General features: G+C 74.3%; 32 protein-coding genes. 14 read left to right on the forward strand and 18 right to left on the reverse strand.

Annotated elements, in window-relative coordinates:
- Nucleotides 1–11: 11 nt before the first annotated feature.
- Together ACYVG5_RS15975 and ACYVG5_RS15980 are read right to left on the reverse strand one after the other, a co-directional pair.
- Entirely contained in the window at nucleotides 12–1,154 is a 1,143-nt protein-coding gene (locus tag ACYVG5_RS15975) for a cystathionine gamma-synthase (RefSeq protein WP_222049094.1), read from the reverse strand.
- Nucleotides 1,151–2,548, reverse strand: a complete 1,398-nt coding sequence (locus ACYVG5_RS15980) for a cystathionine beta-synthase (RefSeq protein ID WP_222049095.1) — start codon at nucleotides 2,546–2,548, stop codon at nucleotides 1,151–1,153. The genes ACYVG5_RS15975 and ACYVG5_RS15980 overlap by 4 nt, the downstream gene beginning before the upstream one ends.
- Nucleotides 2,549–2,722: 174 nt before the next feature.
- Between ACYVG5_RS15980 and ACYVG5_RS15985 the strand changes: the two genes are divergently transcribed.
- From ACYVG5_RS15985 to ACYVG5_RS16000, 4 genes are all read left to right on the forward strand, one after another.
- Complete coding sequence (locus tag ACYVG5_RS15985) at nucleotides 2,723–3,424, forward strand: GAF and ANTAR domain-containing protein (protein WP_222049096.1); 702 nt, start codon at nucleotides 2,723–2,725, stop codon at nucleotides 3,422–3,424.
- A gap of 42 nt (nucleotides 3,425–3,466) precedes the next feature.
- Complete coding sequence (locus tag ACYVG5_RS15990) at nucleotides 3,467–4,504, forward strand: aldo/keto reductase (RefSeq protein ID WP_222049097.1); 1,038 nt, start codon at nucleotides 3,467–3,469, stop codon at nucleotides 4,502–4,504.
- Nucleotides 4,501–5,037, forward strand: a complete 537-nt coding sequence (locus ACYVG5_RS15995; RefSeq protein ID WP_222049098.1) for an XdhC family protein — start codon at nucleotides 4,501–4,503, stop codon at nucleotides 5,035–5,037. The genes ACYVG5_RS15990 and ACYVG5_RS15995 overlap by 4 nt, the downstream gene beginning before the upstream one ends.
- Before the next feature lie 177 nt (nucleotides 5,038–5,214).
- Nucleotides 5,215–5,403, forward strand: a complete 189-nt coding sequence (locus tag ACYVG5_RS16000) for a hypothetical protein (protein ID WP_222049099.1) — start codon at nucleotides 5,215–5,217, stop codon at nucleotides 5,401–5,403.
- 19 nt (nucleotides 5,404–5,422) lie between these two features.
- On the opposite strand, the gene hisN is transcribed toward ACYVG5_RS16000, so the two are convergent.
- Nucleotides 5,423–6,238, reverse strand: coding sequence for a histidinol-phosphatase (gene hisN, locus ACYVG5_RS16005; protein WP_222049100.1), 816 nt, complete (start codon nucleotides 6,236–6,238; stop codon nucleotides 5,423–5,425).
- A 94-nt stretch (nucleotides 6,239–6,332) separates the two neighbouring features.
- Nucleotides 6,333–6,515, reverse strand: a complete 183-nt coding sequence (locus ACYVG5_RS16010) for a DUF2795 domain-containing protein (protein ID WP_222049101.1) — start codon at nucleotides 6,513–6,515, stop codon at nucleotides 6,333–6,335.
- Between the two features lie 53 nt (nucleotides 6,516–6,568).
- Between ACYVG5_RS16010 and ACYVG5_RS16015 the strand changes: the two genes are divergently transcribed.
- Entirely contained in the window at nucleotides 6,569–7,132 is a 564-nt protein-coding gene (locus tag ACYVG5_RS16015) for a DUF2087 domain-containing protein (protein ID WP_460683334.1), read from the forward strand.
- 76 nt (nucleotides 7,133–7,208) lie between these two features.
- On the opposite strand, the gene rsgA is transcribed toward ACYVG5_RS16015, so the two are convergent.
- Genes rsgA through ACYVG5_RS16035 form a run of 4 tightly spaced genes read right to left on the reverse strand, consistent with a single transcriptional unit; the run spans nucleotide 7,209 to nucleotide 11,496 of the window.
- Nucleotides 7,209–8,198 (reverse strand): ribosome small subunit-dependent GTPase A, encoded by a 990-nt coding sequence (rsgA, locus tag ACYVG5_RS16020; RefSeq protein WP_222049182.1) that lies wholly within the window; start codon nucleotides 8,196–8,198, stop codon nucleotides 7,209–7,211.
- A gap of 8 nt (nucleotides 8,199–8,206) precedes the next feature.
- A complete protein-coding gene (gene aroA / locus ACYVG5_RS16025) occupies nucleotides 8,207–9,496 on the reverse strand; it encodes a 3-phosphoshikimate 1-carboxyvinyltransferase (RefSeq protein ID WP_222049183.1) in 1,290 nt (429 codons plus the stop codon).
- 38 nt (nucleotides 9,497–9,534) lie between these two features.
- Nucleotides 9,535–9,975, reverse strand: coding sequence for a YdeI/OmpD-associated family protein (locus ACYVG5_RS16030; RefSeq protein ID WP_222049102.1), 441 nt, complete (start codon nucleotides 9,973–9,975; stop codon nucleotides 9,535–9,537).
- A gap of 54 nt (nucleotides 9,976–10,029) precedes the next feature.
- Nucleotides 10,030–11,496, reverse strand: coding sequence for an NAD-dependent succinate-semialdehyde dehydrogenase (locus ACYVG5_RS16035; protein ID WP_222049103.1), 1,467 nt, complete (start codon nucleotides 11,494–11,496; stop codon nucleotides 10,030–10,032).
- A gap of 139 nt (nucleotides 11,497–11,635) precedes the next feature.
- Between ACYVG5_RS16035 and ACYVG5_RS16040 the strand changes: the two genes are divergently transcribed.
- Complete coding sequence (locus ACYVG5_RS16040) at nucleotides 11,636–12,382, forward strand: SOS response-associated peptidase (protein ID WP_222049104.1); 747 nt, start codon at nucleotides 11,636–11,638, stop codon at nucleotides 12,380–12,382.
- Between the two features lie 18 nt (nucleotides 12,383–12,400).
- The gene (locus ACYVG5_RS16045; RefSeq protein WP_460683335.1) at nucleotides 12,401–13,966 is read left to right on the forward strand and encodes a fused MFS/spermidine synthase; all 1,566 of its coding nucleotides are present in this window, start codon (nucleotides 12,401–12,403) and stop codon (nucleotides 13,964–13,966) included.
- Nucleotides 13,967–13,982: 16 nt separating this feature from the next.
- Here ACYVG5_RS16045 and ybaK read toward each other — a convergent pair whose 3' ends face one another.
- The gene (gene ybaK / locus ACYVG5_RS16050) at nucleotides 13,983–14,462 is read right to left on the reverse strand and encodes a Cys-tRNA(Pro) deacylase (RefSeq protein WP_222049105.1); all 480 of its coding nucleotides are present in this window, start codon (nucleotides 14,460–14,462) and stop codon (nucleotides 13,983–13,985) included.
- Between the two features lie 227 nt (nucleotides 14,463–14,689).
- Here ybaK and ACYVG5_RS16055 point away from each other — a divergent pair, with 227 nt between their 5' ends.
- Nucleotides 14,690–15,394: a sigma-70 family RNA polymerase sigma factor gene (locus tag ACYVG5_RS16055; protein WP_460683336.1), complete on the forward strand. Its 705-nt coding sequence runs from the start codon at nucleotides 14,690–14,692 to the stop codon at nucleotides 15,392–15,394.
- Nucleotides 15,391–15,762, forward strand: a complete 372-nt coding sequence (rsrA, locus tag ACYVG5_RS16060) for a mycothiol system anti-sigma-R factor (RefSeq protein WP_222049106.1) — start codon at nucleotides 15,391–15,393, stop codon at nucleotides 15,760–15,762. Before ACYVG5_RS16055 ends, rsrA begins: the two co-directional genes overlap by 4 nt.
- Nucleotides 15,763–15,831: 69 nt before the next feature.
- On the opposite strand, the gene ACYVG5_RS16065 is transcribed toward rsrA, so the two are convergent.
- A complete protein-coding gene (locus ACYVG5_RS16065) occupies nucleotides 15,832–15,906 on the reverse strand; it encodes a 50S ribosomal protein bL37 (protein WP_014742531.1) in 75 nt (24 codons plus the stop codon).
- Between the two features lie 223 nt (nucleotides 15,907–16,129).
- On the opposite strand from ACYVG5_RS16065, the gene ACYVG5_RS16070 reads away from it, so the two are divergent.
- The 3 genes from ACYVG5_RS16070 to ACYVG5_RS16080 all read left to right on the forward strand — a co-directional run bounded on the left by ACYVG5_RS16070 (nucleotide 16,130) and on the right by ACYVG5_RS16080 (nucleotide 19,056).
- Nucleotides 16,130–17,170 (forward strand): biotin carboxylase N-terminal domain-containing protein, encoded by a 1,041-nt coding sequence (locus ACYVG5_RS16070; protein WP_222049186.1) that lies wholly within the window; start codon nucleotides 16,130–16,132, stop codon nucleotides 17,168–17,170.
- 94 nt (nucleotides 17,171–17,264) lie between these two features.
- Complete coding sequence (locus ACYVG5_RS16075) at nucleotides 17,265–17,489, forward strand: biotin/lipoyl-binding carrier protein (protein WP_222049107.1); 225 nt, start codon at nucleotides 17,265–17,267, stop codon at nucleotides 17,487–17,489.
- Nucleotides 17,490–17,574: 85 nt separating this feature from the next.
- Nucleotides 17,575–19,056 carry a sensor histidine kinase gene (locus ACYVG5_RS16080; protein ID WP_222049108.1) on the forward strand — a complete coding sequence of 494 codons (1,482 nt, stop codon included), beginning with the start codon at nucleotides 17,575–17,577 and terminating at the stop codon, nucleotides 19,054–19,056.
- 97 nt (nucleotides 19,057–19,153) lie between these two features.
- Here ACYVG5_RS16080 and ACYVG5_RS16085 read toward each other — a convergent pair whose 3' ends face one another.
- Together ACYVG5_RS16085 and ACYVG5_RS16090 are read right to left on the reverse strand one after the other, a co-directional pair.
- Nucleotides 19,154–19,405 (reverse strand): WhiB family transcriptional regulator, encoded by a 252-nt coding sequence (locus tag ACYVG5_RS16085; protein ID WP_222049109.1) that lies wholly within the window; start codon nucleotides 19,403–19,405, stop codon nucleotides 19,154–19,156.
- Nucleotides 19,406–19,692: 287 nt separating this feature from the next.
- Nucleotides 19,693–20,643, reverse strand: a complete 951-nt coding sequence (locus ACYVG5_RS16090; protein WP_222049110.1) for a diacylglycerol/lipid kinase family protein — start codon at nucleotides 20,641–20,643, stop codon at nucleotides 19,693–19,695.
- 77 nt (nucleotides 20,644–20,720) lie between these two features.
- Here ACYVG5_RS16090 and ACYVG5_RS16095 point away from each other — a divergent pair, with 77 nt between their 5' ends.
- Entirely contained in the window at nucleotides 20,721–21,206 is a 486-nt protein-coding gene (locus tag ACYVG5_RS16095; protein ID WP_460683337.1) for a hypothetical protein, read from the forward strand.
- Nucleotides 21,207–21,235: 29 nt separating this feature from the next.
- Here the strand turns inward: ACYVG5_RS16095 and ACYVG5_RS16100 are convergent, their stop codons facing one another.
- The 6 genes from ACYVG5_RS16100 to sodN form a co-directional block, all read right to left on the reverse strand.
- On the reverse strand, nucleotides 21,236–22,018 hold the full coding sequence (locus ACYVG5_RS16100; protein ID WP_460683338.1) for an HAD-IIA family hydrolase: 783 nt from the start codon (nucleotides 22,016–22,018) through the stop codon (nucleotides 21,236–21,238).
- A 152-nt stretch (nucleotides 22,019–22,170) separates the two neighbouring features.
- On the reverse strand, nucleotides 22,171–22,971 hold the full coding sequence (gene pssA, locus ACYVG5_RS16105) for a CDP-diacylglycerol--serine O-phosphatidyltransferase (protein ID WP_222049112.1): 801 nt from the start codon (nucleotides 22,969–22,971) through the stop codon (nucleotides 22,171–22,173).
- A 16-nt stretch (nucleotides 22,972–22,987) separates the two neighbouring features.
- A complete protein-coding gene (locus ACYVG5_RS16110; RefSeq protein ID WP_222049113.1) occupies nucleotides 22,988–23,653 on the reverse strand; it encodes a phosphatidylserine decarboxylase in 666 nt (221 codons plus the stop codon).
- Between the two features lie 50 nt (nucleotides 23,654–23,703).
- On the reverse strand, nucleotides 23,704–24,666 hold the full coding sequence (locus ACYVG5_RS16115) for a PP2C family protein-serine/threonine phosphatase (protein ID WP_460683339.1): 963 nt from the start codon (nucleotides 24,664–24,666) through the stop codon (nucleotides 23,704–23,706).
- Nucleotides 24,636–24,824, reverse strand: coding sequence for a hypothetical protein (locus ACYVG5_RS16120; RefSeq protein ID WP_246630452.1), 189 nt, complete (start codon nucleotides 24,822–24,824; stop codon nucleotides 24,636–24,638). Before ACYVG5_RS16120 ends, ACYVG5_RS16115 begins: the two co-directional genes overlap by 31 nt.
- 110 nt (nucleotides 24,825–24,934) lie before the next feature.
- Nucleotides 24,935–25,339, reverse strand: a complete 405-nt coding sequence (gene sodN, locus ACYVG5_RS16125) for a superoxide dismutase, Ni (protein ID WP_222049114.1) — start codon at nucleotides 25,337–25,339, stop codon at nucleotides 24,935–24,937.
- 50 nt (nucleotides 25,340–25,389) lie between these two features.
- Here sodN and ACYVG5_RS16130 point away from each other — a divergent pair, with 50 nt between their 5' ends.
- Nucleotides 25,390–25,770 (forward strand): S26 family signal peptidase, encoded by a 381-nt coding sequence (locus ACYVG5_RS16130; RefSeq protein ID WP_460683340.1) that lies wholly within the window; start codon nucleotides 25,390–25,392, stop codon nucleotides 25,768–25,770.
- Nucleotides 25,771–25,796 lie beyond the last annotated feature (26 nt).

Genomic DNA, 25,796 nt, shown 5'->3' on the forward strand with positions numbered 1-25,796 from the left:
GTGTCAGCGCATCACGATGTCAGCGCCTGGTCGAGGTCGGCGAGCAGGTCCTCGACGTCCTCGATGCCCACCGACAGCCGCACCAGGTCCGCCGGCACTTCCAGCGGTGAGCCGGCGGCGCTGGCGTGGGTCATCCGGTGCGGGTGCTCGATCAGCGACTCCACACCGCCCAGCGACTCGGCCAGGGTGAACAACGTGGTCCGCTCGCAGACCCGCAGCGCAGCCTCCTCGCCACCCTTCAGCCGGAAGGAGACCATGCCGCCGAACCCGGACATCTGCTTCGCCGCGATCTCGTGGTTGCGGTGCTGCGGCAGCCCCGGGTAGAGCACGTCACCCACGGCCGGGTGCGCCAGCAGCCACTCGGCGATCCGGCCGGCGTTGGTGCTGTGCCGGTCCATCCGGACGCCGAGGGTCTTCAGGCTGCGCAGCACCAGCCAGGCGTCGAAGGGGCCGTTGACCGCACCCATCGCGTTCTGGTGGTAGGCCAGCCGGTCGCCGAGGTCGGCATCGGCGACCACGAGTGCCCCGCCCACGACGTCGGAATGCCCGCCGAGGTACTTCGTCGTGGAGTGCACCACGACGTCGGCGCCCAGCGTCAGCGGCTGCTGCAGGTAGGGGCTGGCGAAGGTGTTGTCGACGACCAGCAGCGTCCCCGAGGCGTGCGCGACCTCGGCCAACGCGGCGATGTCGGCGATGTTGAGCAGCGGGTTGCTCGGCGTCTCGCACCAGATCACCCGGGCCGTCTCCGGCGCGACGGCGGCCCGGACGGCATCGAGGTCGTTGAGGTCGACCGGGGAGTGCGTGACGCCCCAAGGCTCGAGCACCCGGGAGATGAGCCGGTACGTGCCGCCGTAGGCGTCACCGCCGAGCACCACCGAGTCGCCCGGCCGGCACACGGTGCGCAGCAGGGTGTCCTCCGCGGCCAGCCCGGAAGCGAAGGTCATCCCGCGGGTGCCCTGCTCGAGGGAGGCCAGCGCGGTCTGCAGCGTGTCCCGGGTGGGGTTGGCGCTGCGGCTGTACTCGTAGCCGCCGCGCAGCCCGCCGACGCCGTCCTGCTTGTAGGTGGTGGTCAGGTGCAGGGGCGGGATGACCGCGCCGGTGGCGGGGTCGGGGTCCTGCCCGGCGTGGATGGCGCGCGTGTTGAACCCGGTCATGACCCCACCGTAAGAGCCGGGATGCCCACGAGGTGGCCCAGCACGTCCTGCCGGGTGACGACGCCGGCCGGCTTGCCGTCCACGTGCACCAGCAGCGCATCAGCGTCGCCCAGCGCTCCGACCGCGGCCGAGACGGGCTCACCGGAGCCGATGATCGGCAGCGGCGCGGACATGTGCCGCTCCACCGGGTCCGAGAGCGTCGCCCGGCCGGTGAACAGCGCGTCCAGCAGCGCCTTCTCCGCGACGGAGCCGACCACCTCACCCGCGGTGACCGGCGGCTCGGCGCGGACCACCGGCAGTTGGCTGACGCCGTACTCGCGGAGGATGTCGATCGCGTCGCGGACGGTCTCGGTCGGGTGGGTGTGCACCAGGGTCGGCGTCGACCCGGACTTCGCGTCCAGCAGCTCGCCGACGGTCTCGCCGCCGCCGGCATCCAGGAAGCCGTAGTCCGCCATCCAGGCGTCGCTGAAAATCTTGTTGAGGTAGCCGCGGCCGCCGTCGGGGAGCAGCACGACCAGGACGTCGTCCTTGGTCAGGCGCTCGGCCACCCGCAGGGCGGCGACGACGGCCATCCCGCACGAGCCGCCGACCAGCAGGCCCTCCTCCCGGGCCAGCCGCCGGGTCATCGCGAAGGAGTCGCCGTCGGTGACGGCGACGATCTCGTCGGCGATCGTGCGGTCGTAGGCCTCGGGCCAGAAGTCCTCGCCGACGCCCTCCACCAGGTAGGGCCGGCCGGTGCCGCCGGAGTAGACCGAGCCCTCCGGGTCGGCGCCGATCACCCGCACCCGGCCGTCGCTGGCCTCCTTGAGGTAGCGGCCGATGCCGGAGATGGTGCCGCCGGTGCCCACGCCGGTGACGAAGTGCGTCACCCGGCCGTCGGTCTGCGCCCAGATCTCCGGGCCGGTGGTCTCGTAGTGCGAGCGCGGGTTGGCCGGGTTGGCGTACTGGTCGGCCTTCCAGCCGCCGGGGGTCTCCCGCGCCAGCCGGTCGGACACCGAGTAGTAGGAGCGGGGGTCGGCCGGGTCGACGGCGGTGGGGCAGACGTGCACCTCGGCGCCGTAGGCCTTGAGCACGTTGATCTTCTCCTGGCCCACCTTGTCCGGGCACACGAAGATGCACCGGTAGCCGCGGGTCTGAGCCACGATCGCCAGCCCGATCCCGGTGTTTCCGCTGGTCGGCTCCACGATGGTGCCGCCCGGCCGGAGGTCGCCGGAGGCCTCGGCCGCCTCGACCATCCGCAGCGCGATCCGGTCCTTCACCGATCCGCCGGGGTTGACGTACTCGACCTTGGCCAGCACCAGCGGGGCGTCCGGGCCCAGGTGCTCGGTCACCCGCCGCAGGCGTACCAGCGGGGTGTCGCCGATGAGCTCGACGACGGACTCGGCGTACTGCACGGCTGCCTCCTCGTCGGCGCCGTGGGCGGCGCCGGTGACCGGTCCATCCCACCAGACGGCGCGGATCCCCGGAGAATCCGGGCGCTCTACCCTCGGGCGACGGCGGGCAACCGCGCACCGGACGGCCGTCGAGCCGGCGGCCGTCCGCCCAGCCCCCGAGAGGACGTGCCACCCATGACCGAGAACCTGGCAGCGCTGCACCGGGAACTGGCCGGCGTGGTCCAGGTCGGCCGGGAGCTGCCGGACGTGCTCGGCGAGGTGGTCGGCATCGCGCGGCGCGCGCTGCCCGGCTCCGAGGGCACGTCGATCACGCTGATCCGCGGCGAGCAGGCCTTCACCGCGGCCTACGACGGGCAGCTGGCCATGGACGCCGACGAACTGCAGTACCGGCGCGGCTACGGGCCCTGCCTGGACGCCGGGCGCGCCGGGGAGCTGTTCGTCATCACCGACATGCGCACCGAGGAGCGCTGGCCCGACTACGCCCGGCACGCCGCCGAACACGGGGTGGGCAGTTCGCTGTCGGTCCCGCTGCCCTTCCAGGGCGCGACGATCGGCGCGCTGAACAACTACTCGCGACGGAGGGACGCCTTCGGCCAGGCGGACGTCGCGCTGGGCGAGGAGGTCGCCGCCTTCATGGCGATCGCGGTCGGCAACGCGGAGGCCGCGGCCCGCGCCAGCACGGACGCGGCCAACATGCGCCAGGCGATGGCCTCCCGCGCGGTCATCGAGCAGGCCAAGGGCATCCTGATGGAGCGGTACCGGGTCACCGCCGAGCAGGCGTTCACGCTGCTCACCCACTCCTCGCAACGCAGCAACGTCAAGCTGCGGGACGTCGCCGAGGAGCTCACCACGACCGGGGTGCTGCGCGGCAACTGACCGGGCTGGCGTCGCGCCCGCGTCCGGGGACAGGATGCGGGCATGACGCAGCCGCCCCCGCCCGTGTCCCGGCGCACCATCGGCGGCCTGGAGGTCTCCGCCCTGGGCCTGGGCTGCATGGGGATGAGCCAGATGTACGGCAGCGCCGACCGGGCCGAGTCGCTGGCCACGGTGCGCCGTGCGCTCGACCTGGGGGTCACCTTCCTCGACACCTCCGACGTGTACGGCGACGGGCACAACGAGGAGCTGGTCGGGGAGGCGATCGCCGGCCGGCGCGGGGAGGTCCAGCTGGCCACCAAGTTCTCCCTGCGGCACGACGACCGCGGCGGGATGAGCGTCGACGGCCGGCCGGAGAACGTGCGGAGGTGTGCCGAGGCCAGCCTGCGCCGGCTGGGCGTCGACGTCATCGACCTCTACTACCAGCACCGGGTCGACCCCACGGTGCCGATCGAGGACACCGTCGGTGCCATGGCGGAGCTGGTCCGGGCCGGCACGGTCCGGTACCTGGGGCTGTCGGAGGCCAGTGCCGACTCGGTCCGCCGGGCCGTCGCCGTGCACCCGATCGCCGCGCTGCAGAGCGAGTGGTCGCTGTGGACCCGTGACCTGGAGTCGGCCGGGGACGGCGGGGCGGGGGCGGGCAGCGTCCTGGCGGTGGCCCGCGAGCACGGGATCGGCATCGTGCCGTTCAGCCCGCTGGGCCGCGGGTTCCTGACCGGCGCGATCACCAGCCCCGACGACTTCGCCGAGGACGACTGGCGCCGCACCCAGCCGCGCTTCACCGGGGAGGCGTTCACGGCGAACCTGCGGCTGGTCGAGGCCGTCCGGGCGATGGCCACCGAGCGGGGCGTCACCCCGGGGCAGCTCGCGCTGGCCTGGGTGCTGGCGCAGGGGGACGACGTCGTCCCGATCCCGGGCACCAAGCGGCGCAGCTACCTGGCGGAGAACGTCGCCGCCGGCGCCGTGCAGCTGTCCGCCGAGGACCTCGAGCGGCTCAGCGGGATCGCCCCGCCCGGCGTGGCCCGGGGCGGCCGGTACGCCGACGCCTCGTACGGCTACGGCGACAGCCCGGCCCCGTTATGACCGACCCCGCCTGCGGCGTCGCGCACGGGCACGTACCGGCGGGGGCGGTTCCGGACCGGGTGCTGGTCGCCGTCTTCGCCTCTCCGGTGGCCGGCGCGCTGCTGCGGACCGGAGCCGACCTGGGCTGGCACCCGGTGCTGGTGGAGCCGGACACCGGCCGGCCGGCGCCCCCCGGGCTGCCCGGCGGCGTCGTCCGGGTGGCCGCGATCGCGGACCTGGCCGAGGAGCTGGCCGGGCCGGCCGCCGACGTCGTCGTCACCGACCACCACCGCGACGAGCTCGGCGCGCTGCTGCGCGACGCGCTCACCCGCCCGGTGCGATGGCTCGGGGTCATGGGCAACCCGCGGCACGAGGGGCCCCACGTCGCGGCGCTCGCCGCACTGGGCGTCCCGGCCGCGGAAGTCGCCCGGGTGCACCGCCCGATCGGGCTGGACGTCGGCTCCCGCACGCCCGCGGAGATCGCGGTGTCCACGCTGGCCGGGCTGCTCGCCGACCGCAACGGCCGGCCGGGCGGGTTCTTCCCCGGCGGGTGAGGGCCCGGCCGGGCCGGGCTGCCCACGGTTCCCCGGCTCGGGACGGTCGGGACGGCGGCTGCTGGACGCCGGTGTCCCGGTCGTGATCGGTGCGCGGAACGGCCGCGGGCCTGCCGGCGTTGACCACTCGGACGGGGCCCGCTCGGGCCCTGCACGTCGGAAGGAGGCGGGCTCGTCATGGCATCGCTGTTCAGCAAGGTGGCTCAGTTCGCCAACAGCCCCAAGGGCAAGCAGATGATCCGTCAGGCGACGGACAAGGCCCAGCAGGTGGCCAACGACCCCAAGACGAGGGCCAAGATCGACGAGGTGCGGCGCCGGGTGCAGGGCGGCCGCGGCGGCACGGGGGGCACCGGGCCGGTGCGCTGACCCCGATCGGCCCGCCCGCTCATGCTGACGGCGCTCGTCCCTGCGGGGCGAGCGCCGTCAGCACGTCGGAGTGCAGCACGCCGTTGGACGCCACCGCGCTGCCACCGGCCGGTCCCGGCGCCCCGGACAGGTCGCTGAACACCCCACCGGCCTCCCGGACGATCACGTCGAGCGCGGCGAGGTCCCACAGCGAGACCTCGGGCTCGCAGGCGATGTCCACGGCTCCCTCGGCGACCATCATGTAGCTCCAGAAGTCGCCGTAGGCGCGGGTGCGCCACACCGACCGGGCCAGGTCCAGGAACCCGTCGAGCAGGCCCCGTTCCTCCCAGCCGGACAGGCTGGAGTACGACAGGCTGGCATCACCCAGCCGGCCGACCTGCGAGACGGTGCACCGGGTGGCGTTCTCCAGCCGGCGGCCGGTCCACGCCCCCACCCCGGACGCCGCCCACCAGCGCCGGTTGAGCGCCGGGGCCGAGACCAGGCCGACCACCGGCACGTCGCCGTCCATCAGGGCGATCAGCGTCGCCCAGACCGGCACCCCGCGGACGAAGTTCTTCGTGCCGTCGATCGGGTCGATGACCCAGCGGCGGTCGCCCCGGCCGGAGGTGCCGAACTCCTCGCCGAGCACCGCATCGCGGGTGCGTGCGCGGGACAGCGTCCGGCGTACCTGCTCCTCCACCGCCCGGTCGGCGTCGGTGACCGGCGTCAGGTCGGGCTTGGTGTCCACCTGGAGATCCTGCGCCCGGAACCGGTCGAGGCTGATCGAGTCAGCCTGGTCGGCCAGCACGTGCGCCAGGTGCATGTCCTCGTTGTATCCCCGCTGCCCGGCCGTCATGGGTGCCGAACCTACTGGTCCCTGACGCATCGGCCCCTCTGCAGGGCCCCGCGCCGAGCTTGCGAGGCGCGGGGCCCTGCAGAGGGGTCCTTCTTCAGTCGAACACCGCGGCGCTCACCCCGCTGGGCCCCTCGTACTCGCGGTCATCGATGCCCTTCAACGCCTTGATGACCTCGGCGTCACCGCCATGGGACTCGGCGTGCTTGACGATGTCCTCCTTGGCAGCCGGGTAGTCGATGCCGCCGAGGGCCTTCTGGATGTCGATCGGGCTCACCATGGGCCCCCGGGTACCCCGCTCCCTAGGCAGCGAAGCGCGGATACCGTCGGGGGGTGGTGGGAGCAGAACCGGGGGCGGACCGGGCAGCGGCGACGATCGTCGGCCTGCTGGCCGATCCGGTGCGGTTGAAGGTGGTCGCCGCGTTGGCGCTGGGCGCCGGCACGATCGAGGAGGTCGCCGCGGCCGCCGGTCTCCCGCTGAAGGACGTCGCCCTCTCCGCGCGCCGGTTGTCCCGGGCCGGGCTGGTGCGCCGGGACGGGCACGCGCTGGCGCTGCTCACCGAGCGCTTCGGGCAGGCCGCGCGGGCCGCCGCCGAGTTCGCCCCGCCGCCTGCACCGCTCTCCGAGGACCCGGCCGAGGACGCCGTGCTGCAGGCGTTCCTGCGCAACGGCCGGCTGGTGTCGGTTCCGGTGCAGCAGACCAAGCGGCGGGTGGTGCTCGACCACCTCGTGCGCGTCTTCGAGCCCGGCGTGCGGTACCCGGAGCGTGAGGTCAACGCACTGCTGCGGGCCTGGTACCCCGACGTCGCCGCCCTGCGCCGGTACCTGGTCGACGAGGAGCTCCTCACCCGGGAGGCCGGCGTCTACTGGCGCAGCGGTGGCCCGGTCGAGGTGTAGCGGACCCCTCCGGGCTCCGGCCCCTCGGCCGGGGCCCGCGGCGAGCCTGCGAGCCGTGGGGGGCAGCGGGGTCCGTTCACTGGCCGACGGCGTCCAGCAGCACCCGGAAGCCGGTGAGCCGCTGGACGCGCTCGGATGGGCCCGCAGCGGCCCAGGCATCGAGCGCGCACTCCGGGTCGGCCGCGCGGTGTCCGCAGCCCGGCGGGCAGTCCAGCGCCGCCTCGGCCATGTCCGGGGAGGCGGCCAGCACGTCGTCGGCGGTGACGTGCGCGAGGCCGAAGGAGCGGATGCCCGGGGTGTCGATGATCTGCCCGCCGCCGGGGAGGTCGAGCATCACCGCCGAGGACGACGTGTGCCGGCCCTTGCCGATCTTGCTGACGTCGCCGGTCGCCCGGAAGGCGTCGGGCACCAGACGGTTGACCAGTGTCGACTTGCCGACCCCGGAGTGCCCGATCAGCACGCTGGTGCGCCCGGCCAGCCGGGCGGCGACGTCGTCGACCGGGGTGTCCCGGGAGACGACGACGGCGTCGACGTCCAGCCCGGCGTAGCGGCGCAGCAGGTGGTCGGGGCTGCCCAGGTCGCCCTTGGTGAACAACAGGACCGGGCTCAGCCCCCCGGCGTAGGCGGCGACCAGGCAGCGGTCCAGGAAGCCCTCGCTCGGTTCGGGGTCGCGCACCGCGCTGACCACCACCAACTGCTCGGCGTTGGCCACCACCACCCGCTCGGTGGGGTCGGTGTCGTCGGCCGAGCGGCGCAGCGTCGTCCGCCGATCGGCGATGGTGACGATCCGGGCCAGCGCGTCGACCTGGCCGGTCACGTCGCCGACCAGCCGCACGTCGTCGCCGACCACCACGCCGTGCTTGCCCAGTTCCCGGGCGCGCATCGCGGTGACCGCGACCGGCGCCCCGTCGGGCCCCTCGACCCGCACGGTCATCCGCCCGCGGTCGACCGCCATGACGACCCCCGGCACGGCCTCCTCGTGCGCGGGGCGCTGCCGGGTGCGCGGCCGGGAGCCGTGCCGGGTGGCCCGGACGCGGACGTCGTCCTCGTCCGACCTGCTGTCCATGCGGCGGCTCACCGGCGCCCTCCCGCCGCGGTGCCCAGCATCCCGGCCCACCGCGCGGTGAAGTCCGGCAGCGTCTTGGCGACGGTGCTGTGGTCGGTGATCTCCACGCCGGGGCAGCCCAGGCCCAGCACCGCGCCGGCCATCACCATCCGGTGGTCGGCGTAGGAGCCCAGCCGGGCAGCCCGGCGCGGCCCGGGGGTGATGACCAGGCCGTCGGGCAGCTGCTGCACGCCGGCGCCGACGGCGCCGAGCACCTCGTCGAGGGCCTGCAGCCGGTCGGTCTCGTGCCCGCGCAGGTGCGCGATGCCGGTCAGCCGGGACTCCCCGTCGGCGAATGCGCACAGCGCGGCCAGCACCGGGGTGAGCTCGCCAACGTCGCCGAGATCGGCTACCAGCGGCGCGATCGTTCCGGAGCCGGTCACCTGCAGCCCGTCGGAGGTGTGGACGACGTCGGCGCCCATGGCACCCAGGAACCGGTCGAGCCGGGCGCCGGGCTGGGTCGTGTCGGCCGGCCAGTCGGGCACCGTGACCCGGCCGCCGGTGACCAGGGCGGCGGCGAGGAAGGGGGCGGCGTTGGAGAGGTCGGGCTCCACGACCCGGTCCAGCGCGTCGATCGTGCCGGGGGAGACCCGCCACCCGCGGTCGGTCCGGACGACCAGGACGCCGTGCTCGGCGAGCGCCCGGACCGTCATCTCCACGTGCGGCAGCGACGGCACGCTGCCGACCACCGCCAGGTCGATGCCGGCATCGAAGCGGGCCGCGGCCAGCAGCAGCCCCGACACCACCTGGCTGGACTCGCTGGCGTCCACGGTCACCGGGCCGCCGCGGACCGCCCCGGTGCCGTGCACGGTGAACGGCGCCCGGCCGCGGCCACCGTCCTCGATCGTCGCGCCGAGCCCGCGCAGGCCGTCGATCAGCCCGGCGTTGGGGCGCTCGTACAGGCGCGCGTCGCCGTCGAGGCGTACCTCCCCGGTGGCCAGCGCGGCGACCGGTGGCAGGAAACGCAGCACCGTGCCGGCCAGGCCGGCGTCGATGACGGCCGGTCCGCGCAGCTCCCCGGGGGTGACCAGCCAGTCGTCGCCGTCCTCGGCGATCCCGACGCCGAGCGCCCGCAGCCCGGCGGCCATCAGCTCGGTGTCCCGGGCCCGCAGCGGCCGGACCAGCCGGCTCGGCCCGGCGGCCAGCGCGGCGAGCACCAGCGCCCGGGCGGTGATCGACTTGGACCCGGGCAGGGGGACGACCGCGTCCACCGGCGCGGTGGCGTACGGCGTCGTCCACACCTCGGTCACAGCCGACATCCTGCCCGAGCGGCTGCGGTGCTCATCCACGAGCTCGCTCACCTGTCGGTCAGCGCGGCGACGACGCCGGCGACCCGGCGCTGCCGGGTCGCGTCCGTCCTGGCGCCCTCGACGGCGAGCACGTGCCGCCGCTGCAGGCTGTAGGACAGGGCGTCGAAGCGGCGCCGTGCCTCCGGGTCGGCGCGCAGGGCCTCGGCCAGGTCGGCGGGCACCTCCACCGAGCGCGGCTCGGTGTCCAGCTCCACGTCGACCTCGACGGTGTCACCCGCGGCGACCCCGGCGGCGGTCCGGTGCTCGGCGCTCAGCGGGATCAGGAAGCGGCCGCCCATGGTCGCGATGGAGCTGCGGTAGGTGTGCCCGTTCACGGTGACCCGCACGGCGGGCTTCCTGCCGGCGCCCAGCGAGGTGACGACGTCGGCGGGCACCGCCATGCCGGTGGCGGTCTTCCCGCCCAGTTCGACCGTCGTGGAGAACCTCATGGCCGCAGAGGATGGCAGCTCGGAGCGCCGCGGGGCAGCGACCGGAGCACCGGGTCAGCCGCCGACGTGCTGGGCGGGCGCAGCCTGTCTCGTGGCCGGCATCGTGCGCACCAGCCGCCGGTTCGCGAACTCGAACATGCCCAGCTCCGAGAGCTCGCGGCCGTAGCCGGACCGCTTCACACCGCCGAAGGGCAGCTCGGCCGAGGAGCCCGAGGGCTGGTTGATCCAGACCATCCCGGACTCCAGCCGGTCGGCCACCGCCCGGGTGCGCCCGGGGTCGCTGCCGTAGACCGCGGCGGACAGGCCGAAATCGCTGTCGTTGGCGAGCGCCACCGCCTCGTCGGCGTCCGCGACCCGGTAGACGACCGCCGCGGGGCCGAACAGCTCCTCGCGGTAGGCGCGCATCTCCGGGGTGACGTCGGCGAGCAGCGTGGCGTGGACGAAGGCGCCCTCGTGGTCAGGGCGACCGCCGCCGGCGAGCACGGTGGCGCCCTTGTCGACGGCGTCCTGGACCTGGTCGGCGAGGTCCTGCGCGGCGCGCTCGGAGGAGACCGGACCGAGCGTGGTCGCGGGGTCGGCCGGGTCACCGGGGGTGAACGAGGAGAACGCCTGCTGCAGCCCGGCGACGACCTCGTCGTAGACCTCGTCCAGCACGATGATCCGCTTGGCGGCGATGCAGGCCTGGCCGGTGTTGGCCATCCGCGCCATGGTCGCGGCCTTGACCGTCCGGCCCAGGTCGGGGGCGTCCAGCACGATGAACGGGTCGCTGCCGCCGAGCTCCAGCACCGACTTCTTCAGGTGCTTGCCCGCCAGCTGGGCCACGCTGCGGCCGGCCCGCTCGCTGCCGGTCAGGGTCACGCCCTCGACGTGCCGGTGCGCGATCACCTGCTCGACGTCGGCGATCCGCAGGAACACGTTGGTGTAGACGCCCTCGGGGGCGCCGGCGTCCCGGAACAGCTGCTCCAGCGCCAGGGCGCACTGCGGGTTCAGCTCGGCGTGCTTGAGCAGGATGGTGTTGCCCAGCACCAGGTTCGGGCCGGCCACCCGGACCACCTGGTAGAGCGGGTAGTTCCACGGCTCGATGGCCAGCAGCACGCCGGTCGGCTCGTTCACGACGACGGCCTCGCCCTTCAGCACGTCGATCGGCCTGGTCTCGAGGAACCGCGGGCCGTTGTCGGCGTAGTAGTCGAGGATGCTGGCCGCCAGCTGGACCTCGCCGGCGGCCTCCTGGATCCGCTTGCCCATCTCGCGGGTGATCAGCGCGGCCAGGTCGCCCTGCCGCTCGCGCATGAGCGCTGCTGCCTTCTTCACCACGGCCGCGCGTTCGGTCGGGGTGCGTCGCCGCCAGTCGAGGAATGCCGCGTGCGCCGTTTCGATGACGCCGTCGATCTCGTCGCCGGCCAGGAACGGGAACTCCTGCTCGGTCTTCCCGGTGTAGGGGTTGACCGTCGCGTACGGCCGGTCTCCGGCGTCGCTGGCGGTCTTGGGGTGGTCGGGTGCGGGGGCCTGGGTGGTCGTCACGTCGTCGTGTCCTCCGTCGCGCGGAACAGTCTGTCGTCCGGTCCTACCCCCTGCCGCTGACAGCACGCCCCACGGGGGGCGGACGGCTGTCGGTGGTCGCACCTACGCTCGCCGCAGAGCCCACCCGGGAGGAGACACCATGTGCGGGCGCTACGCGGCCAGCCGCCGGCCGGAGGACCTGGCGGTCGAGTTCGAGGCGGTGCCCGCCGAAGGGCAGCCGCCGCTGCCCGCCGACCACAACGTCGCCCCGACGAAGGACGTCTACGTCGTCCGGCACGCCCGGGAACGCGACGCGGAGGGCCGACCGACCGGCGGCGGGCACCGGGAGCTACGGGTCGTCCGGTGGGGTCTGGTGCCCTCCTGGGCCAAGGACCCCTCGGTCGGCAACCGGATGCTCAACGCCAGGGTCGAGTCCCTGGCCGAGAAACCGGCGTTCCGGACGGCGGCGGCCGGCCGGCGCTGCCTGGTCCCGGCCGATGGCTGGTACGAGTGGGCGCCGCGGCACGACGGCCCGGGGAAGCAGCCGTACTTCGTCACCCCGGAGGACGGCGCCGGCCTGGCGCTCGCCGGCCTGTGGGAGGTGTGGGGGCGGGGCGAGGAGCGGCTCTACACCTGCACCGTGGTCACCGCACCCGCCGTGGGGGCGCTGGCCGAGGTGCACCCGCGGATGCCGCTGGTGCTGCCGCCGGACCGGTGGGCCGACTGGCTGGACCCGGCCCTGGACGACGTCGCCGCGGTGGCCGGGCCGACCCCGCCGGAGTACGTGGAGCGGCTGGAGATCCGGCCCGTCGGGTCGGCGGTGGGCAACGTGGCGAACAACGGGCCGCAGCTCACCGCGCGCGCCGAGTCGGTCAGCGCGCCCGCCGACCAGCCCGCCCTGTTCTGACCGCCCCCGATCCCCGAGGTGAGCCCGCTGGACCCGCACCCGACCACCGCGTCGACCGACCCGGAGCACATCCAGGTCTCTGCCCGGGCGCTGCCCGACTGGATCGCCGCGGGCGTGACCTTCCTGTCGTCCGGGGCGGTGCTCGTGATGGAGGTCGTCGGCCTGCGGCTGATCGCCCCCTACGTCGGCGTCACGCTGCAGACCAGCACCGCGATCATCGGGTTCGCGCTGGCCGCGATCGCGATCGGCGCCTGGGCCGGGGGCGCCGCCGCCGACCGCACCGACCCGCGGCGGCTGATCGCACCGCTGCTGGTCGCCGGCGGGGCCCTGGTGGTGGCGGTGCTGCCGCTGGTCCGGTTCGCCGGGGAGCTGCTCACCGGCGCCGCCGCCGGGAACGTGCTGCTGCTGGCCGCGGTCGCCGTCGTCGTCCCGGCCGCGTTGCTCTCCGCCGTCCCGCCGATGGTCGTGGCGCTGCAGCTGGGCAGCCTGGCCCGGACCGGTTCGGTCGTCGGCCGACTGTCGGGCATCGGCACGATCGGAGGCATCGTGGCGACGTTCGCCACGGGCTTCCTGCTGGTCGCCATCCTGCCCAGCAGCGTGATCCTGGTCGGCACCGGGCTGCTCGTCGTGCTGGCCGGGCTGGTCCTGGCCGTGCTGCTGCGCCGTCGGGCGCCGGGTGCGGCCGGCCGGGTGCCGGCCGGGCTGCTGCTGCTGGCCCTGATCGCCCCGGTGGGCGCTGCGGTCGCCCCTACCCCCTGCGAGCAGGAGACCGCCTACCACTGCGCCCGGGTGGAGGTCGACCCGGACCGGGCCACGGGCCGGGTGCTGGTGCTCGACACGCTGCGGCACTCCTACGTCGACCTCGCCGACCCCCGGCACCTCGAGTTCTCCTACGTCCAGGCGATCGCCTCGGTCGCCGACGCGATGGCCCCGGCGGGGGAGTCGCTGTCCGCCCTGCACATCGGCGGCGGTGGCCTCACCCTGCCGCGCTACCTGGCCGAGGTCAGGCCCGGCACCACCAGCCGCGTCCTCGAGGTCGACCCGGGCGTGGTCGCGATCGACGAGGAACAGCTGGGCCTGGAGACGTCCCCCGACCTGACCGTCCAGGTGGGCGACGCGCGGGTCGGGTTGTCCGACGAGCCGGCGGGGGAACGGGACCTGGTGGTGGGCGATGCATTCGGCGGGCTCTCGGTGCCGTGGCAGCTGACCACCGTGGAGGCGCTCACCCTGGTCGACGACGCCCTGGCCGCCGACGGGATCTACGCCGTGAACCTGATCGACCACCCGCCGCTGGGCTTCGTCCGGGCGGAGCTCGCCACGATGCGGGAGGTCTTCGACCACGTGCTGCTGCTCGCCCGGGCGCCGGTGCTGGCAGGGGAGGACGGCGGGAACGTCGTCGCCGTCGCCTCCCAGCAGCCGCTCCCCGTCGAGGGGATCGCCGCGGCGATGGCCGACCGGGGGTTGGCCTGGCAGGTGGCCGGAGGCGCCGAGCTCGATGCGTTCGTCGGCGACGCCGCGGTGCTCACCGACGACTTCGCTCCGGTCGACCAGTTGCTCACGCCCTACGCCGGCACGGCGGGCTGAGAATCCGGCGCGGGTCTCAACGGGTGATCGCCGCGGTGCGGGCGCGGGTCAGCCGGACCAGGTCGGCCGGGTCCAGCTCCACCTGCAGCCCCCGCCGTCCGGCGCTGACCAGGACCGTGCCGAACCCCAGCGCGCTGTCGTCGACGACGGTCGGCAGTGCCGTGCGCTGCCCCAGCGGGCTGATCCCCCCGCGCACGTAACCGGTGGCCCGTTCCGCGTCCTCGGGCTCGGCCATGGCCGCCTTCCGCCCGCCGGCCGCGGCGGCGAGTGCCTTGAGGTCGAGCCGGCCGCTCACCGGCACGATCGCGACGGTCAGCGTCCCGTCGACCCGGGCGACCAGCGTCTTGAACACCCGCGCGGCGTCTGCACCGAGCGCGAGGACCGCCACCTCGCCGTGACCGTGCGCGCCGGACCCGACCGCGGCCGGGTCGTACTGGTGCAGCGAGAAGGCGACTCCGGCCCGCTCCAGGGTCCGCACCGCCGGGGTCGCCGCCACGACGCCGCAGCCTAACCAGGCGTTCCGCACGACAGTGGGACGAACCGGGGAATCCACTCCGCCCCGCCCTGGTTGGACCGTCCGTGAGCAGCACAGCCCAGGGTGCACCGACGCGTACCGCGCGCGGCTCCGCCCCGTCCCGCCGTCCCCCCGGCCGACCTGACCGCACCCCGCTAGGATCGACCGACGTGGTCGCCCGGTCCCGGGTGCCGCAGAGAGGACGGTCGGTGCCCGAGCAGCCTGCGGTCGATCCCGCCGAGGAGACGGCCGCTGCAGCGACGCCGTCGCCCGAGGAGACCCCCGAAGCCCGCGCGGACGGCAGCCGCTCGGAGGTGGCCGAGACCCGGGCCGAGCGGGATGCCCGCTTCGAACGCGACGCGCTGCCCTACCTCGACCAGCTGTACCCGGCGGCGCTGCGGATGACCCGCAACCCCGCCGACGCCGAGGACCTGGTCCAGGAGACCTTCGTCAAGGCCTACTCCGCGTTCCACCAGTTCGCCGAGGGCACCAACCTCAAGGCCTGGCTGTACCGGATCCTGACGAACACCTACATCAACAGCTACCGCAAGAAGCAGCGGCAGCCGCAGCAGTACCCCACCGACCAGGTGCAGGACTGGCAGTTGTTCGCCGCCGAGCAGCACACCTCCAGCGGGCTGCGCTCGGCGGAGATCGAGGCGCTGGACCACCTGCCGGACTCCGACATCAAGGACGCCCTGCAGCAGCTGCCGGAGGACTTCCGGCTGGCGGTCTACCTCGCCGACGTCGAGGGCTTCGCCTACAAGGAGATCGCCGAGATCATGGGCACGCCCATCGGCACGGTGATGTCCCGGCTGCACCGCGGCCGACGGGGCCTGCAGAAGCTGCTGGCCGACTATGCCCGCGAGCGCGGTTTCGTCCGCGCCGGAGCTGCGGAGGAGGCGACCCGGTCGTGAGCACCGACCAGCACGCCGGTTCCGGCAGCAGCGAGGCGTCCGGCGACCACGGCGTCGAGATCGCCTCGTGCGACGACGTCCTCTCGCACGTGTTCGAGTTCCTCGACCGGGAGACCGACGACGCCCGCCGCGCGGTGATCGCCGAGCACCTCGAGGACTGCTCGCCGTGCCTGCGGCAGTTCGGGATCGAGCAGGAGTTCAAGGCGCTGGTGCGCCGGCGGTGCGGCGGCGACCCCACCCCGGTGGGGCTGCGCGACCGGATCAAGCTGCAGCTGACCAGCGTCTCCTTCGAGGAGGACGGCACCCAGGTGTGGGTCGAGCGGACCACCGTCGAGACGATCACGACCGATCAGGGCGAGCGCCCCTAGCAGGACCCCCTGCCCCCCACCCGCTCGCAAGCTCGCGGCGGGGCCCTGCGGGGGGCCGGGGGCACCTGGCTAAGCGTTCGGGCGCTTGCCGTGGTTCGCGCCGCTCTTCTTGCGGGCGCGCCGCTTGCGTCCACGCTTGGACATCGCTGCCCTCCTCTCGTCGTGTTCCTCCCGGCCGCGGGGCCGGCTGACCGTCGCCGACCCGGTCGGGTGACCCGGTGGTGCAGGACGCCCGCGGACCGGTCAAGCTGACCTCGACAGGGTCTCACGGCCCGGGACGGTGAACCGCGTCGGTGCGGCCCGCCGGGGCCTGGGGACGCTGGCGGGCGGCGCAGCGGGGCGCCGGCGGGACACTGGGGGAGACGCGGTGGTGCAGGCGACGGTCGAGAGCGTGCTGGTGGCCGGGCGGGGCCCGATGGCCTGTGCGGTCGTCCAGGCCTGCCGCCGGCTGGGTGTCAAGACCGTCGCGGTCTTCTCCGAGGTCGAGCGCGGTGCCCGGCACATGCGGCTGGCCGACGAGTCCGTGCTGCTGGGGCCCGCCCCGGCGGCCGAGTCGTACCTCGCCGTCAACCGGCTGGTCGAGGCGGCGCGCCGCTCCCGGGTCGACGCGGTCCTGCCCGTGCCCCCGGCCCTGGCCGGCTACGCCGCCCTGGCCGATGCCGTCATGGCTGCCGGCCTCACCTGGATCGGCCCGGACGCCGAGGTGCTCGAACGGCTCGGCGGTGATGGCGTCGAGCCCGCCAGCGAGCGCGGCTTCCTCGCCTGGGTCGACGACGACGGGCTGCACCATGTCACCCCCGTGCTGCGCGACCGCGCCGGCGGCACGACGCAGGTCTCCTGGACGCCGACGACCGGGCTGGGCCCGCTGCCGCCGGCCGCCCAGCGACTGCCCGACCTCGGCTGGCGGGGCCTGGTGACCGTGGGCATCGACCCGGACGGCGAACTGGCCGAGGTGGCGGCCGGCTTCTCGCTGGACATGGCGGTGCTCGAGCGGGCCCACGGCGTGGACGCCGTGGAGCTGGCGCTGGCCAGCGCCACCGGGCGCCATCCGCGCAGCACCCCGGCCGCCGGGCCCTGGTCCGCGGTCGCCGTCCAGCTGCGGTCCACGTTGCCGGCCGGCACCGCCGGCCGGGTGACCGGCGAGCTGCCCGACGTTCCGGGCCGCCCGACGGCCCCGCTCGTCGCGGTGCGCGGGTACGACCCGGGTGACCGGCTGGACGGCTGGTACGACGCGCTGCTGGCCACCGTCAGCGCCGCCGGGCCGGATGCCGCCACGGCAGCGCGGGCGGCGGCCGACGTGCTGACCGGCCTGCCCGAGACGGGCGTGCCGCACGACGGCCCCGAGATCTGCGCGACCCTGCACCGGATCGCCGGCGCGCTGGTCCCCGGCGGTCCCGACCACACCTGAGCCGTCGCGTCCCGCCGCCCCGCCGCGCGTGCTTACATGTGCCCGGACCGTCGCACCCGGCGGTCGTCGGGGAACGGGTCAGGGAGGCGCGCCGGTGGCGGTCGAGGAGATCCACGCCGAGATGGTCTCCAGCGTGTGGAAGGTCCTGGTGACGCCGGGGACCGAGGTGGCGGCCGGGGACACGCTGGTCATCCTCGAGTCGATGAAGATGGAGATCCCGGTGCTGACCGAGCGTGCCGGCACCATCGGCGAGCTGCACGTGGTGGAGGGCGAGGTTCTCCAGGAAGGCGACCTCATCGCCACCGTCGTCCCGTCCTAGCGTCCTTCGGCCTCGCTGCAGGGTCCCGCCCCGAGCGTGCGAGGGGCGGGGGCAGCGAGGTCCTTCAACTAGGCTCGGCCGCACGATGAGCAGCCTCTCCGAACGTCTCACCCGCGGGTCGGCGAGCCCCTCGCAGGTCGACCACGCCCGCCGGCTGGTCGCCGACTGGCAGCTGCTCGCCGACCTGTCCTTCGCCGACCTGACGCTGTGGGTGCCGCTGCAGTCGGGCGCCTGGTGGTGCGTGGCGCAGGTGCGGCCGCTGACCGCGCCGACCAGCCAGCCGGAGGACTTGGTCGGCTCGGAGGCCACCGGTGCGGCGGCCGAACCGCTGGTGCGGGCGCACAGCGAGGAGCGGCCGGTTGTCGACGGCGACCCGGGCGGGGCGGGCCCCAGCCCACGCCGTCGCGAGGTCCTCCCGGTGCGGCACGACGGGGTGGTGGTCGCCGTGCTGGCCAAGGACACCAACCTGGCTGCCACCCGCTCCCCGTCCACGCTGGAGCTGACCTACCTCGACATCGCTGCGGACCTCTCGCTGATGGTCGCCGCCGGTACCTTCCCGCCCCGCATGCTGGAGGACGCCGAGATGAGCCCCCGGGTGGGTGACGGCCTGGTCCGGCTGGACGCCCGCGGCCAGGCCACCTACGCCAGCCCCAACGCGCTGTCGGCCTACCGCCGGATGGGACTCACCGGCGACGTGGTGGGGGCCGACCTCGCCGCGGTGACCCGTCGGGCATCGGCGGACCGGGTGGCCGGTGAGGCCGTGGCGGCCAGCATCGGCGCGGCGGTGTCCGGCCGGTTCCCCGAGCCGATGGACGTCGAGAACGATGCCGCGACCATGCTGGTGCGGGCCCTGCCGCTGCAGGCGCCGGGCGGGGAGGCGGGCGCGCTGGTGCTGGTGCGCGACGTGACCGACGTCCGCCGCCGGGACCGGGCGCTGATGACCAAGGACGCCACCATCCGGGAGATCCACCACCGGGTGAAGAACAACCTGCAGACGGTCGCGGCCCTCCTGCGCCTGCAGGCCCGCCGGATGACCGAGCCGGCCGCACGGGCCGCGCTGGAGGAATCGGTGCGCCGGGTGGCATCGATCGCGGTGGTGCACGAGACGCTGGCCGGCAGCCGGGAGGACGTGGTCGCCGTCGACGACGTGCTGGACCAGGTGGTGCCGATGCTGGGCGACGTCGCCTCGGTGGGGCCCGCGGCACGGATCCGCCGGCTCGGCAGGTTCGGGGAACTGCCGGCCGCCGCGGCGACGCCGCTGGTGATGGCGGTGACCGAGCTGCTGCAGAACGCCGCCGGCCACGCCTTCGAGGGCGGTGAACCGGGCACGATCGAGCTGGCCGCCGAACGGAACGGCGACGACCTCGTCGTCCGGGTGCGGGACGACGGGAGGGGACTGCCGGCGGACTTCGATCCGGCGGCGAGCACCGGGCTGGGCCTGCAGATCGTGCGGACCCTGGTCACCAGTGAACTGCACGGGTCCCTGGTCATGGGCCCACCGCAGGGCGGGGGGCCGGGAACCGAGGCGGTGCTCGTGCTGCCCGGCGCCGGCCGCCCGCGTCGGTGAGGGAAGGACCCCTCCGCCCCCCACCGCTCGCGAGCTCGCGGCGGGCCCCTGCGGAGGGGGCCGGGGGGCGGAGGTCCCTACCTCGGGCTGTGGTGGCTTACGCGGTGCGGACGCGGGTGCGTGCGGTCCGGCGCTTGAGGGCGCGGCGCTCGTCCTCGGAGAGCCCACCCCAGACGCCGGAGTCCTGGCCGGAGGTCAGGGCCCACTCGAGGCACGACTGCATGACCGGGCAGCGCCGGCACACGGCCTTGGCCTGCTCGATCTGCACGACCGCGGGGCCCGTCGTCCCGATCGGGAAGAAGAGCTCGGGGTCCTCGTCGCGGCAGAGGGCGCGGTGGCGCCAGTCCATGGCCGTGTGCTCCTTGGTGTCGTCTACATGGTCGGTCGCCGGTCGAGACCGTTCGCGCAGGCCAGCCACTGGAAGTCCAGCGCCGTGAACGGCGACCGCCCGCCTTGTTACCGGCAGGTTGCTTGCTTGTGATGCTTTCACGAGACGACGCACTGTCAAGCAGATCAGCAGCTTCGTCAGCCCTCGTGAGAGCAAGCTCACCACGGGTGCAGGGGGGCCGCCACTCGTCGTCTACCCGCGGGCGCGCCGTCCGGCCATCACCCAGCGGGATCGCGTCCTGTGAGAACTCACACCACGACGCGCAGCGCGTCTGGCACGGACCGCACCCGCAGCCCGGCCGCGGTGCCCAGGTGGTCGCCGTCCAGTTGCCATCCCTGGGCCCGGGACGCGGTCAGTTCCAGCTCCGGCAGGTCGTGCCAGCGGTGCACCCCACGCCCACGCGCGTCGGGCCGGGCCGCCATCGTCTGGCGCACGTGGTGGAGCATCCGCACCACCCCGACCCGGCCCATCGCGAACAGGTCCAGCCCGCCGTCGAACGACGCATCGGGGTTCGGGTTGATCGGCCGCGCGCCCAGGTAGCTCCACGGGCTGACGTTGGAGACGAGCGCGAGGAAGAGCCCGTCGACGGGGGGCTCCCCGGGCACGGTCAGCGTCAGCGGCGGACGGCGACGGTCGCGGCCGAGGACGAAGGCGTCCACCCCCGCCCGGACGTACAGCGCACCGGTCGACCGCCGTCCGCGGGCGCGTTGCGTCTCCACCCGGGAGATGACGTCGGCGTCGAAGCCGAAGCCGGCGGCGAAGACGAACCACCGGGGCTCGGTCCAGCTCCCGTCGGTCTCGGCGGACGCCGTGCCCAGCGAGACCAGACGCGTGCGACCGGCGCGCAGCGAGTCGAGGATCTCGCCGGTGGCCTCGACCGGGTCGCGGGAGCGGCCCAGGGCGCGGGCGAAGACGTTGGTGGAGCCGCCGGGGACGACGGCGAGCGTCGGTACCTGTGCGCCGGGGCCGCCGCTGAGCAGCCCGTTGGCGGCCTCGTTCACGGTGCCGTCGCCACCCAGGGTGACGACGACGTCGATGCCCTCGACGGTTGCCTGCGCGGCGAGTTCACGCGCGTGCCCCCGGTGCTGGGTCTCCGCGACGTCGACCTCGAGCTCGCTGGCCAGCGCGCGGACGAGGACGTCGCGGACCTTGCGGGTGGTGGTGGTCGCCGCGGGGTTCGCCACCAGCAGCGCACGCATGGCGCCCAACATAGCCAGCGCCGTCGGGCGCCTCGCGCGACGGCCCGGCCGCACGGGCGCGGCGTAACCTCGGCGCCGTGACAGGGCAGGAGGACGGGGCACCCCGGGAGCGCCGGACACGTCTGCGGGCCGAGGGCCTGCTCGGCGGTGCCGCGGTCGCCGGCCCGCGCCCGCAGCGGCCGCGGGCCGAGGTGCCGGGCGCGGTGCGCCGGGCCGCGCTGGTCGTCGCCGTGGAGGCCGCCGCGCTCGCCGGCGTCGCCCTGCTGCTGCTCTGGCTCACCGTGACCAGCGATCCGGACAGCGTCGGGCGCGCGCTGGCCGAGGTCGTCTACGTCAGCCTCGGCGCCGGGCTGCTCGGCGCCGCTGCCGTGGGCCTGTGGCGGCTGTCGGCCTGGGCGCGGGCCCCGGTGGTGGCGCTGCAGATCCTGCTGGGCCTGCTCGGGTACACGCTGGCCTTCCAGGCCGGCCTGCCGCTGATCGGCGTCCCGGTGCTGGCCCTGGTGGCCGCCGAGATCTACCTGCTGCTCACGCCCGAGGCGCGGCTGGCGTTCTTCAACCGCTGACGGCCCCGTCCTCCCCGCGACGGGGCCGTTCAGACGGAGTCGATGACGTCCGCGATCGAGTCGCAGATGCGGCCCGGGCGGAAGGGGAAACGCGTCACGTCGGAGGCCTTCGTGGAGCCGGTGAGCACCAGCACCGTGTCCAGGCCGGCCTCGATGCCGGCGACGATGTCGGTGTCCATCCGATCGCCCACCATGGTCGTGGACTCGGAGTGGCCGTCGATCCGGTTGAGGGCGCTGCGGAACATCATCGGGTTGGGCTTGCCCACGAAGTACGGCTCGGCTCCGGTCGCCTTGGTGATCATCGCCGCCACCGCGCCGGTCGCCGGCAACGGTCCTTCGGGAGAGGGGCCGGTGACGTCGGGGTTCGTCGCGATGAACCGGGCGCCGCGGTCCACCAGCCGGATCGCCCGGGTGATGCTCTCGAAGCTGTACGTCCGGGTCTCACCCAGCACCACGTAGTCCGGATCGGTGTCGGTGAGGGTGTACCCGACCTCGTGCAGGGCGGTGGTGAGCCCGGCCTCCCCGACGACGTGCGCCGAGCCCCCCGGCAGCTGGGAGGCCAGGAAGTCGGCCGTCGCCATCGCCGAGGTCCAGATGAACTCCTCCGGCACCTGCAGGCCGCTGCGCGACAGCCGGGCGGACAGGTCCCGCGGGGTGAAGATCGAGTTGTTGGTCAGCACCAGGAACCGGCGCTGCCGGTCGACCAGTCGCTGCAGGAACTCCGCGGCCCCCGGCAGGGCCAGCCCCTCGTGCACCAGGACGCCGTCCATGTCGGTCAGCCAGCACTCGGACTCGCCGCGCTCGGTGGTCACGCGTCTCCTGTCGGTCGGGATCATCGCCGGTCGGGATCATCGCCGGTCGGCAGCGAAGCGGGGGAGGGCGTCGTCGGTGAGCTCGTGGACGGCCAGCTCCCGGACCATGTCCACCACCGCCGGGACGTCGTCGGGGCGGACGGGCCGGACGGTCACGAGAGGACCTCCCGGACCCGGGGCGGCACCAGGCGCGCCAGCGGCGACAGCACGGGCACCAGCACCGGCGACAGCAGGTAGCCGTAGGCCAGCACGCACGCGGTCACGACCGGCACGGTTGCCAGCCCGACGGCGACCAGCACCGCGGCGGCGACGAGGCCGTAGGGCTTGCCGCTCTTCGGACTCACCAGCGACCGGAACGACCGGTAGCGCACGTTGGTGACCATCAGCACCCCGGGGACGACGACCACCAGCAGCACCCAGAGCCGGTCGCGGCCCTCCATCTGGTCGGCGAAGGCGAACACGCTGGCCAGCACCACGCCCGCCGCGCCGGGACTGGGCAGCCCGGTGAAGTACCGCTTGTCCGCCGTCGGGTCGATGGTTGTGTTGAACCGGGCCAGCCGGATCGCCGCGCACGCCACCCACACGAAGCAGGTGATCCACCCCAGCGCGTCCAGCTCGTCGCGGCCGTCGGAGAACAGGGCGAAGGCCAGCAACGCCGGGGCCAGCCCGAAGGACACCAGGTCGGCGAGGGAGTCGAACTGCAGCCCGAAGGGCGACACCGCGCCCACCAGCCGGGCCACCGCGCCGTCGGCGATGTCGAAGATGACCGACAGGCCGATCAGGACACACGCCAGGCCGTACGAGCCACGGAAGGCGACCAGGATCGCGCCGAAACCGCACATCATGTTCGCCAGCGTGAACAGGCTGGGCAGCCACGAGCGCGCGCGCCGCCGGCCACCCCGCACCGATCCCCGGACGAACTCCACGGTGGTCGTGCGCCGCGTCGGCCGCATCAGCGGGCTGCCCTCCTCAGCTGGGACCGGACCAGCGGGCGATCACGGTCTCGCCGCCCCGCACCCGCTGCCCCACGGCGACCGGAACGGTACAACTACGCGGGACGAAGACGTCCATCCGCGAGCCGAACTTCATCAGGCCCATCCGCTGTCCTGTCGCCAGCTGGTCACCGGGGTGCACCCGGGTCACGATCCGTCGTGCCAGCACTCCGACGATCTGCCGGAACACCACGGTGCGGTCGCCGTCCTGCAACCAGATCTCGCTGCGCTCGTTGCGGTGCGCGCTCTCCTTGCGGTACGCGGCCAGGAAGCTGCCCGGCCGGTAGCTGGTCGCGGTGACGCGCCCCCGGTACGGGGAACGGTTGACGTGCACGTCGACCACCGACAGGAAGATGCTCACCTGCTGCCAGTCGCCCTCGGGCGCGACGCCGGGCTGGGGCTCCCCGGCCACCATCACCACCCCGTCGGCGGGCGCCACGACGTCCTGGGCCGGGGGTGGCTCCCGGTCGCAACGACGGTCGGGGTCGCGGAAGAAGACGGCCATGTAGGCCGACAGCGCCAGCCACGGCCAGGCGATCGCGCGTATCCAGCGCCGGCCGGTTGCCCGGCCGAGGCCGGCGAACGCGGCGGCCGAGCCCAAGGGGACGACGAGGAAGGGCCACCCGGCCCGGTCGATGTGCATCGCGTGCCGAGGGTACCGGCCGCTGTCCCGATGCCGTCCGGTCGTCCGGCTCAGGCGGGCGCCGAGGCGAGGTCCGGATCGGCCCCCTGCTCGGTGGTGCGCCCGCGCGGCGGCCCGCCGTACCAGTCGAGGCAGATCATCGTGGCATCGTCGCGGAGGTCGCCTCCCGTCTCGTGCAGCACGGCGGCGCCGAGGGCGTGGACGACCTCTCGCGGGTGCAGGTCCGCGGAGTCAGCCAGCGCCGTGGCGACGTCGAGGTCGACCGCGTTGCGCTCCTGCATGCCGTCGGTGAGGAAGACGATCCGGTCGCCCGGTTCCAGTGGGAAGGGCTGTACGTCGAAGGACTTGCCGGGAAGGACACCGAACGGCGCCTCGACACGGAGGTCGATCTCCTCCACCCGGCCGGCGCGCAGCCGGAGCGGCAGGACGTGCCCGGCGTTGACGATCTGCGCGATGCCGGTGTGCAGGTCGACCCGCATGAGCTGACCGGTGACGAACTGGCCCGGAGCGGAGTTCTCGGCCAGGGAGTCGTTGGCGTACCGGGCCTGCTCGGCGAGGTCCAGGCCTTTCCGGCGACCGTTGCGCAGGCTGCCCACGAGCAGGGTGGCGAGGAGGGCCGCCGGCACCTGGTGGCCGACGGCGTCGGTGATCGACAGCTGGAGCGAATCCCGGTCGAGGGTGTAGTCGAAGGTGTCCCCGCCGACGGAGCTGGCCGGTTCCAGCCAGCCGGCGAGGGTGAACTGGCCCGCCTCGCACGTGTAGGACGCGGGCAGCAGCCGGCGTTGGATCTCCGCCGCCAGCGCGAAGGGCGTGGAGCGCTGGCCCCACTCGAACACGTCGGTGTGCCGGCGGGCGGCGATGACGACGTACGCCAGCGCGTGCGCGGCGCTACGGACGTCGGCGACCTCCTTGTCGGAGGGGAAGCGGGGGAGCAGGAGCTCGATCACCCCGATGGCGTCGCCCCGGTCGGTGACCGGGACGATCATCCGGGCTCCGTCGTCGAGGGCCTGCACGTCCGGCTGCTGGGTGCGACGAGCAGGGTCACCGCCCGCGCGTCCACCATCTCGCCCAGTGCGGCCGCCACGGCCTCCACGGCGTCGATCGGTGCCGCCGTCTCCACCTTCTCCAGCAGTGCGCCGACGTCGATCACGTGATCCTCCGAGCCGCGCATGGGACGGACCCTAGGCGCCACGCGATCGCGCCGAGGACCGGGACGACAAACGACGGCGCTGCCGGGCCGCCCCGAGGGACGGCCCGGCAGCGCCGGTGGAACGCGGGAGCTCAGGCGGCGGCCTTCGTCTCCCAGAAGATCTTGTCGATCTCGGCGATGTAGTCGAGCAGCTTCTGACCCTCGGCCGGGTCCATGCTGCCCTTGCCGCCGGCGGCGCCGGCCTGCTTGGTCGCCTTGTTGAACAACTCGTGCAGCTGCGGGTACTTCTCGAAGTGCGGGGGCTTGAAGTAGTCGGTCCACAGCACCCACAGGTGGTGCTTGACCAGGTCGGCCCGCTGCTCCTTGATCAGGATGGCGCGGGTCCGGAAGACCGGGTCGTCGTTGGCCTGGTACTTCTCCTGGATGCCCTTGACGCTCTCGGCCTCGATGCGGGCCTGAGCCGGGTCGTAGACGCCGCAGGGGAGGTCGCAGTGTGCGGTGGCCTCCACGGCGGAGAACATGCGGAACAGACGCATGGGTGTGCCTCCGGGTTCGTGGGGATGGATCTTCTGGGACCCTACCCGCGGTGATCAGCGAGAACACGTCGAGCAGCCGCGGCCCGGGCGACCTGCCCGGGCTGCCGACCCGCTGGGTGCTGGCCCGGGTCTCCGGTCCGTCGATGTCACCCACCGTGCGGCACGGCGACCGGCTGCTGGTGCGGCGCCTGGGGCCCGCCGACCCGGTGATCTCCGGCGACGTGGTGCTCGCCCGCTTCCCGGGCCGGCCCGACCTGCTGGTGGTCAAGCGGGTGCAGCGCGCCACGTCCGGCGGGCACTGGGTGCAGGGTGACAACGCGCTGGTCGCCGACGACAGCCGGGCCTTCGGTGCGGCGATCGTCGTGGGGCGCGTGGTCGGGCGGCTGTGGCCACGGCCCGGCCGACTGCCGGCGGGCCCGCGGCTCGACTGATCCGAACGGTCCCAGCCCCGCAGCCG

The sequence above is a fragment of the Modestobacter lapidis genome, assembly GCF_054780755.1.

What these genes read in the sequence shown, in the direction of transcription:
- ACYVG5_RS16085 (WP_222049109.1), bottom strand. Translation starts at nt 19,405, where the DNA reads ATGGACTGGCGCCACCGCGCCCTCTGCCGCGACGAGGACCCCGAGCTC.
- pssA (WP_222049112.1), bottom strand. Translation starts at nt 22,971, where the DNA reads ATGCGGCCGACGCGGCGCACGACCACCGTGGAGTTCGTCCGGGGATCG.
- ACYVG5_RS16080 (WP_222049108.1), top strand. Translation starts at nt 17,575, where the DNA reads ATGAGCAGCCTCTCCGAACGTCTCACCCGCGGGTCGGCGAGCCCCTCG.
- sodN (WP_222049114.1), bottom strand. Translation starts at nt 25,339, where the DNA reads ATGCGTCTGTTCCGCATGTTCTCCGCCGTGGAGGCCACCGCACACTGC.
- ACYVG5_RS16010 (WP_222049101.1), bottom strand. Translation starts at nt 6,515, where the DNA reads ATGGTGAGCCCGATCGACATCCAGAAGGCCCTCGGCGGCATCGACTAC.
- ACYVG5_RS15985 (WP_222049096.1), top strand. Translation starts at nt 2,723, where the DNA reads ATGACCGAGAACCTGGCAGCGCTGCACCGGGAACTGGCCGGCGTGGTC.
- hisN (WP_222049100.1), bottom strand. Translation starts at nt 6,238, where the DNA reads ATGACGGCCGGGCAGCGGGGATACAACGAGGACATGCACCTGGCGCAC.
- ACYVG5_RS16040 (WP_222049104.1), top strand. Translation starts at nt 11,636, where the DNA reads ATGTGCGGGCGCTACGCGGCCAGCCGCCGGCCGGAGGACCTGGCGGTC.
- ACYVG5_RS16030 (WP_222049102.1), bottom strand. Translation starts at nt 9,975, where the DNA reads ATGAGGTTCTCCACGACGGTCGAACTGGGCGGGAAGACCGCCACCGGC.
- ACYVG5_RS15990 (WP_222049097.1), top strand. Translation starts at nt 3,467, where the DNA reads ATGACGCAGCCGCCCCCGCCCGTGTCCCGGCGCACCATCGGCGGCCTG.
- rsgA (WP_222049182.1), bottom strand. Translation starts at nt 8,198, where the DNA reads ATGGACAGCAGGTCGGACGAGGACGACGTCCGCGTCCGGGCCACCCGG.
- ACYVG5_RS15995 (WP_222049098.1), top strand. Translation starts at nt 4,501, where the DNA reads ATGACCGACCCCGCCTGCGGCGTCGCGCACGGGCACGTACCGGCGGGG.
- ACYVG5_RS15975 (WP_222049094.1), bottom strand. Translation starts at nt 1,154, where the DNA reads ATGACCGGGTTCAACACGCGCGCCATCCACGCCGGGCAGGACCCCGAC.
- ACYVG5_RS16110 (WP_222049113.1), bottom strand. Translation starts at nt 23,653, where the DNA reads ATGCACATCGACCGGGCCGGGTGGCCCTTCCTCGTCGTCCCCTTGGGC.
- aroA (WP_222049183.1), bottom strand. Translation starts at nt 9,496, where the DNA reads ATGTCGGCTGTGACCGAGGTGTGGACGACGCCGTACGCCACCGCGCCG.
- ACYVG5_RS16120 (WP_246630452.1), bottom strand. Translation starts at nt 24,824, where the DNA reads ATGCGCGGCTCGGAGGATCACGTGATCGACGTCGGCGCACTGCTGGAG.
- ACYVG5_RS16000 (WP_222049099.1), top strand. Translation starts at nt 5,215, where the DNA reads ATGGCATCGCTGTTCAGCAAGGTGGCTCAGTTCGCCAACAGCCCCAAG.
- ACYVG5_RS16090 (WP_222049110.1), bottom strand. Translation starts at nt 20,643, where the DNA reads ATGCGTGCGCTGCTGGTGGCGAACCCCGCGGCGACCACCACCACCCGC.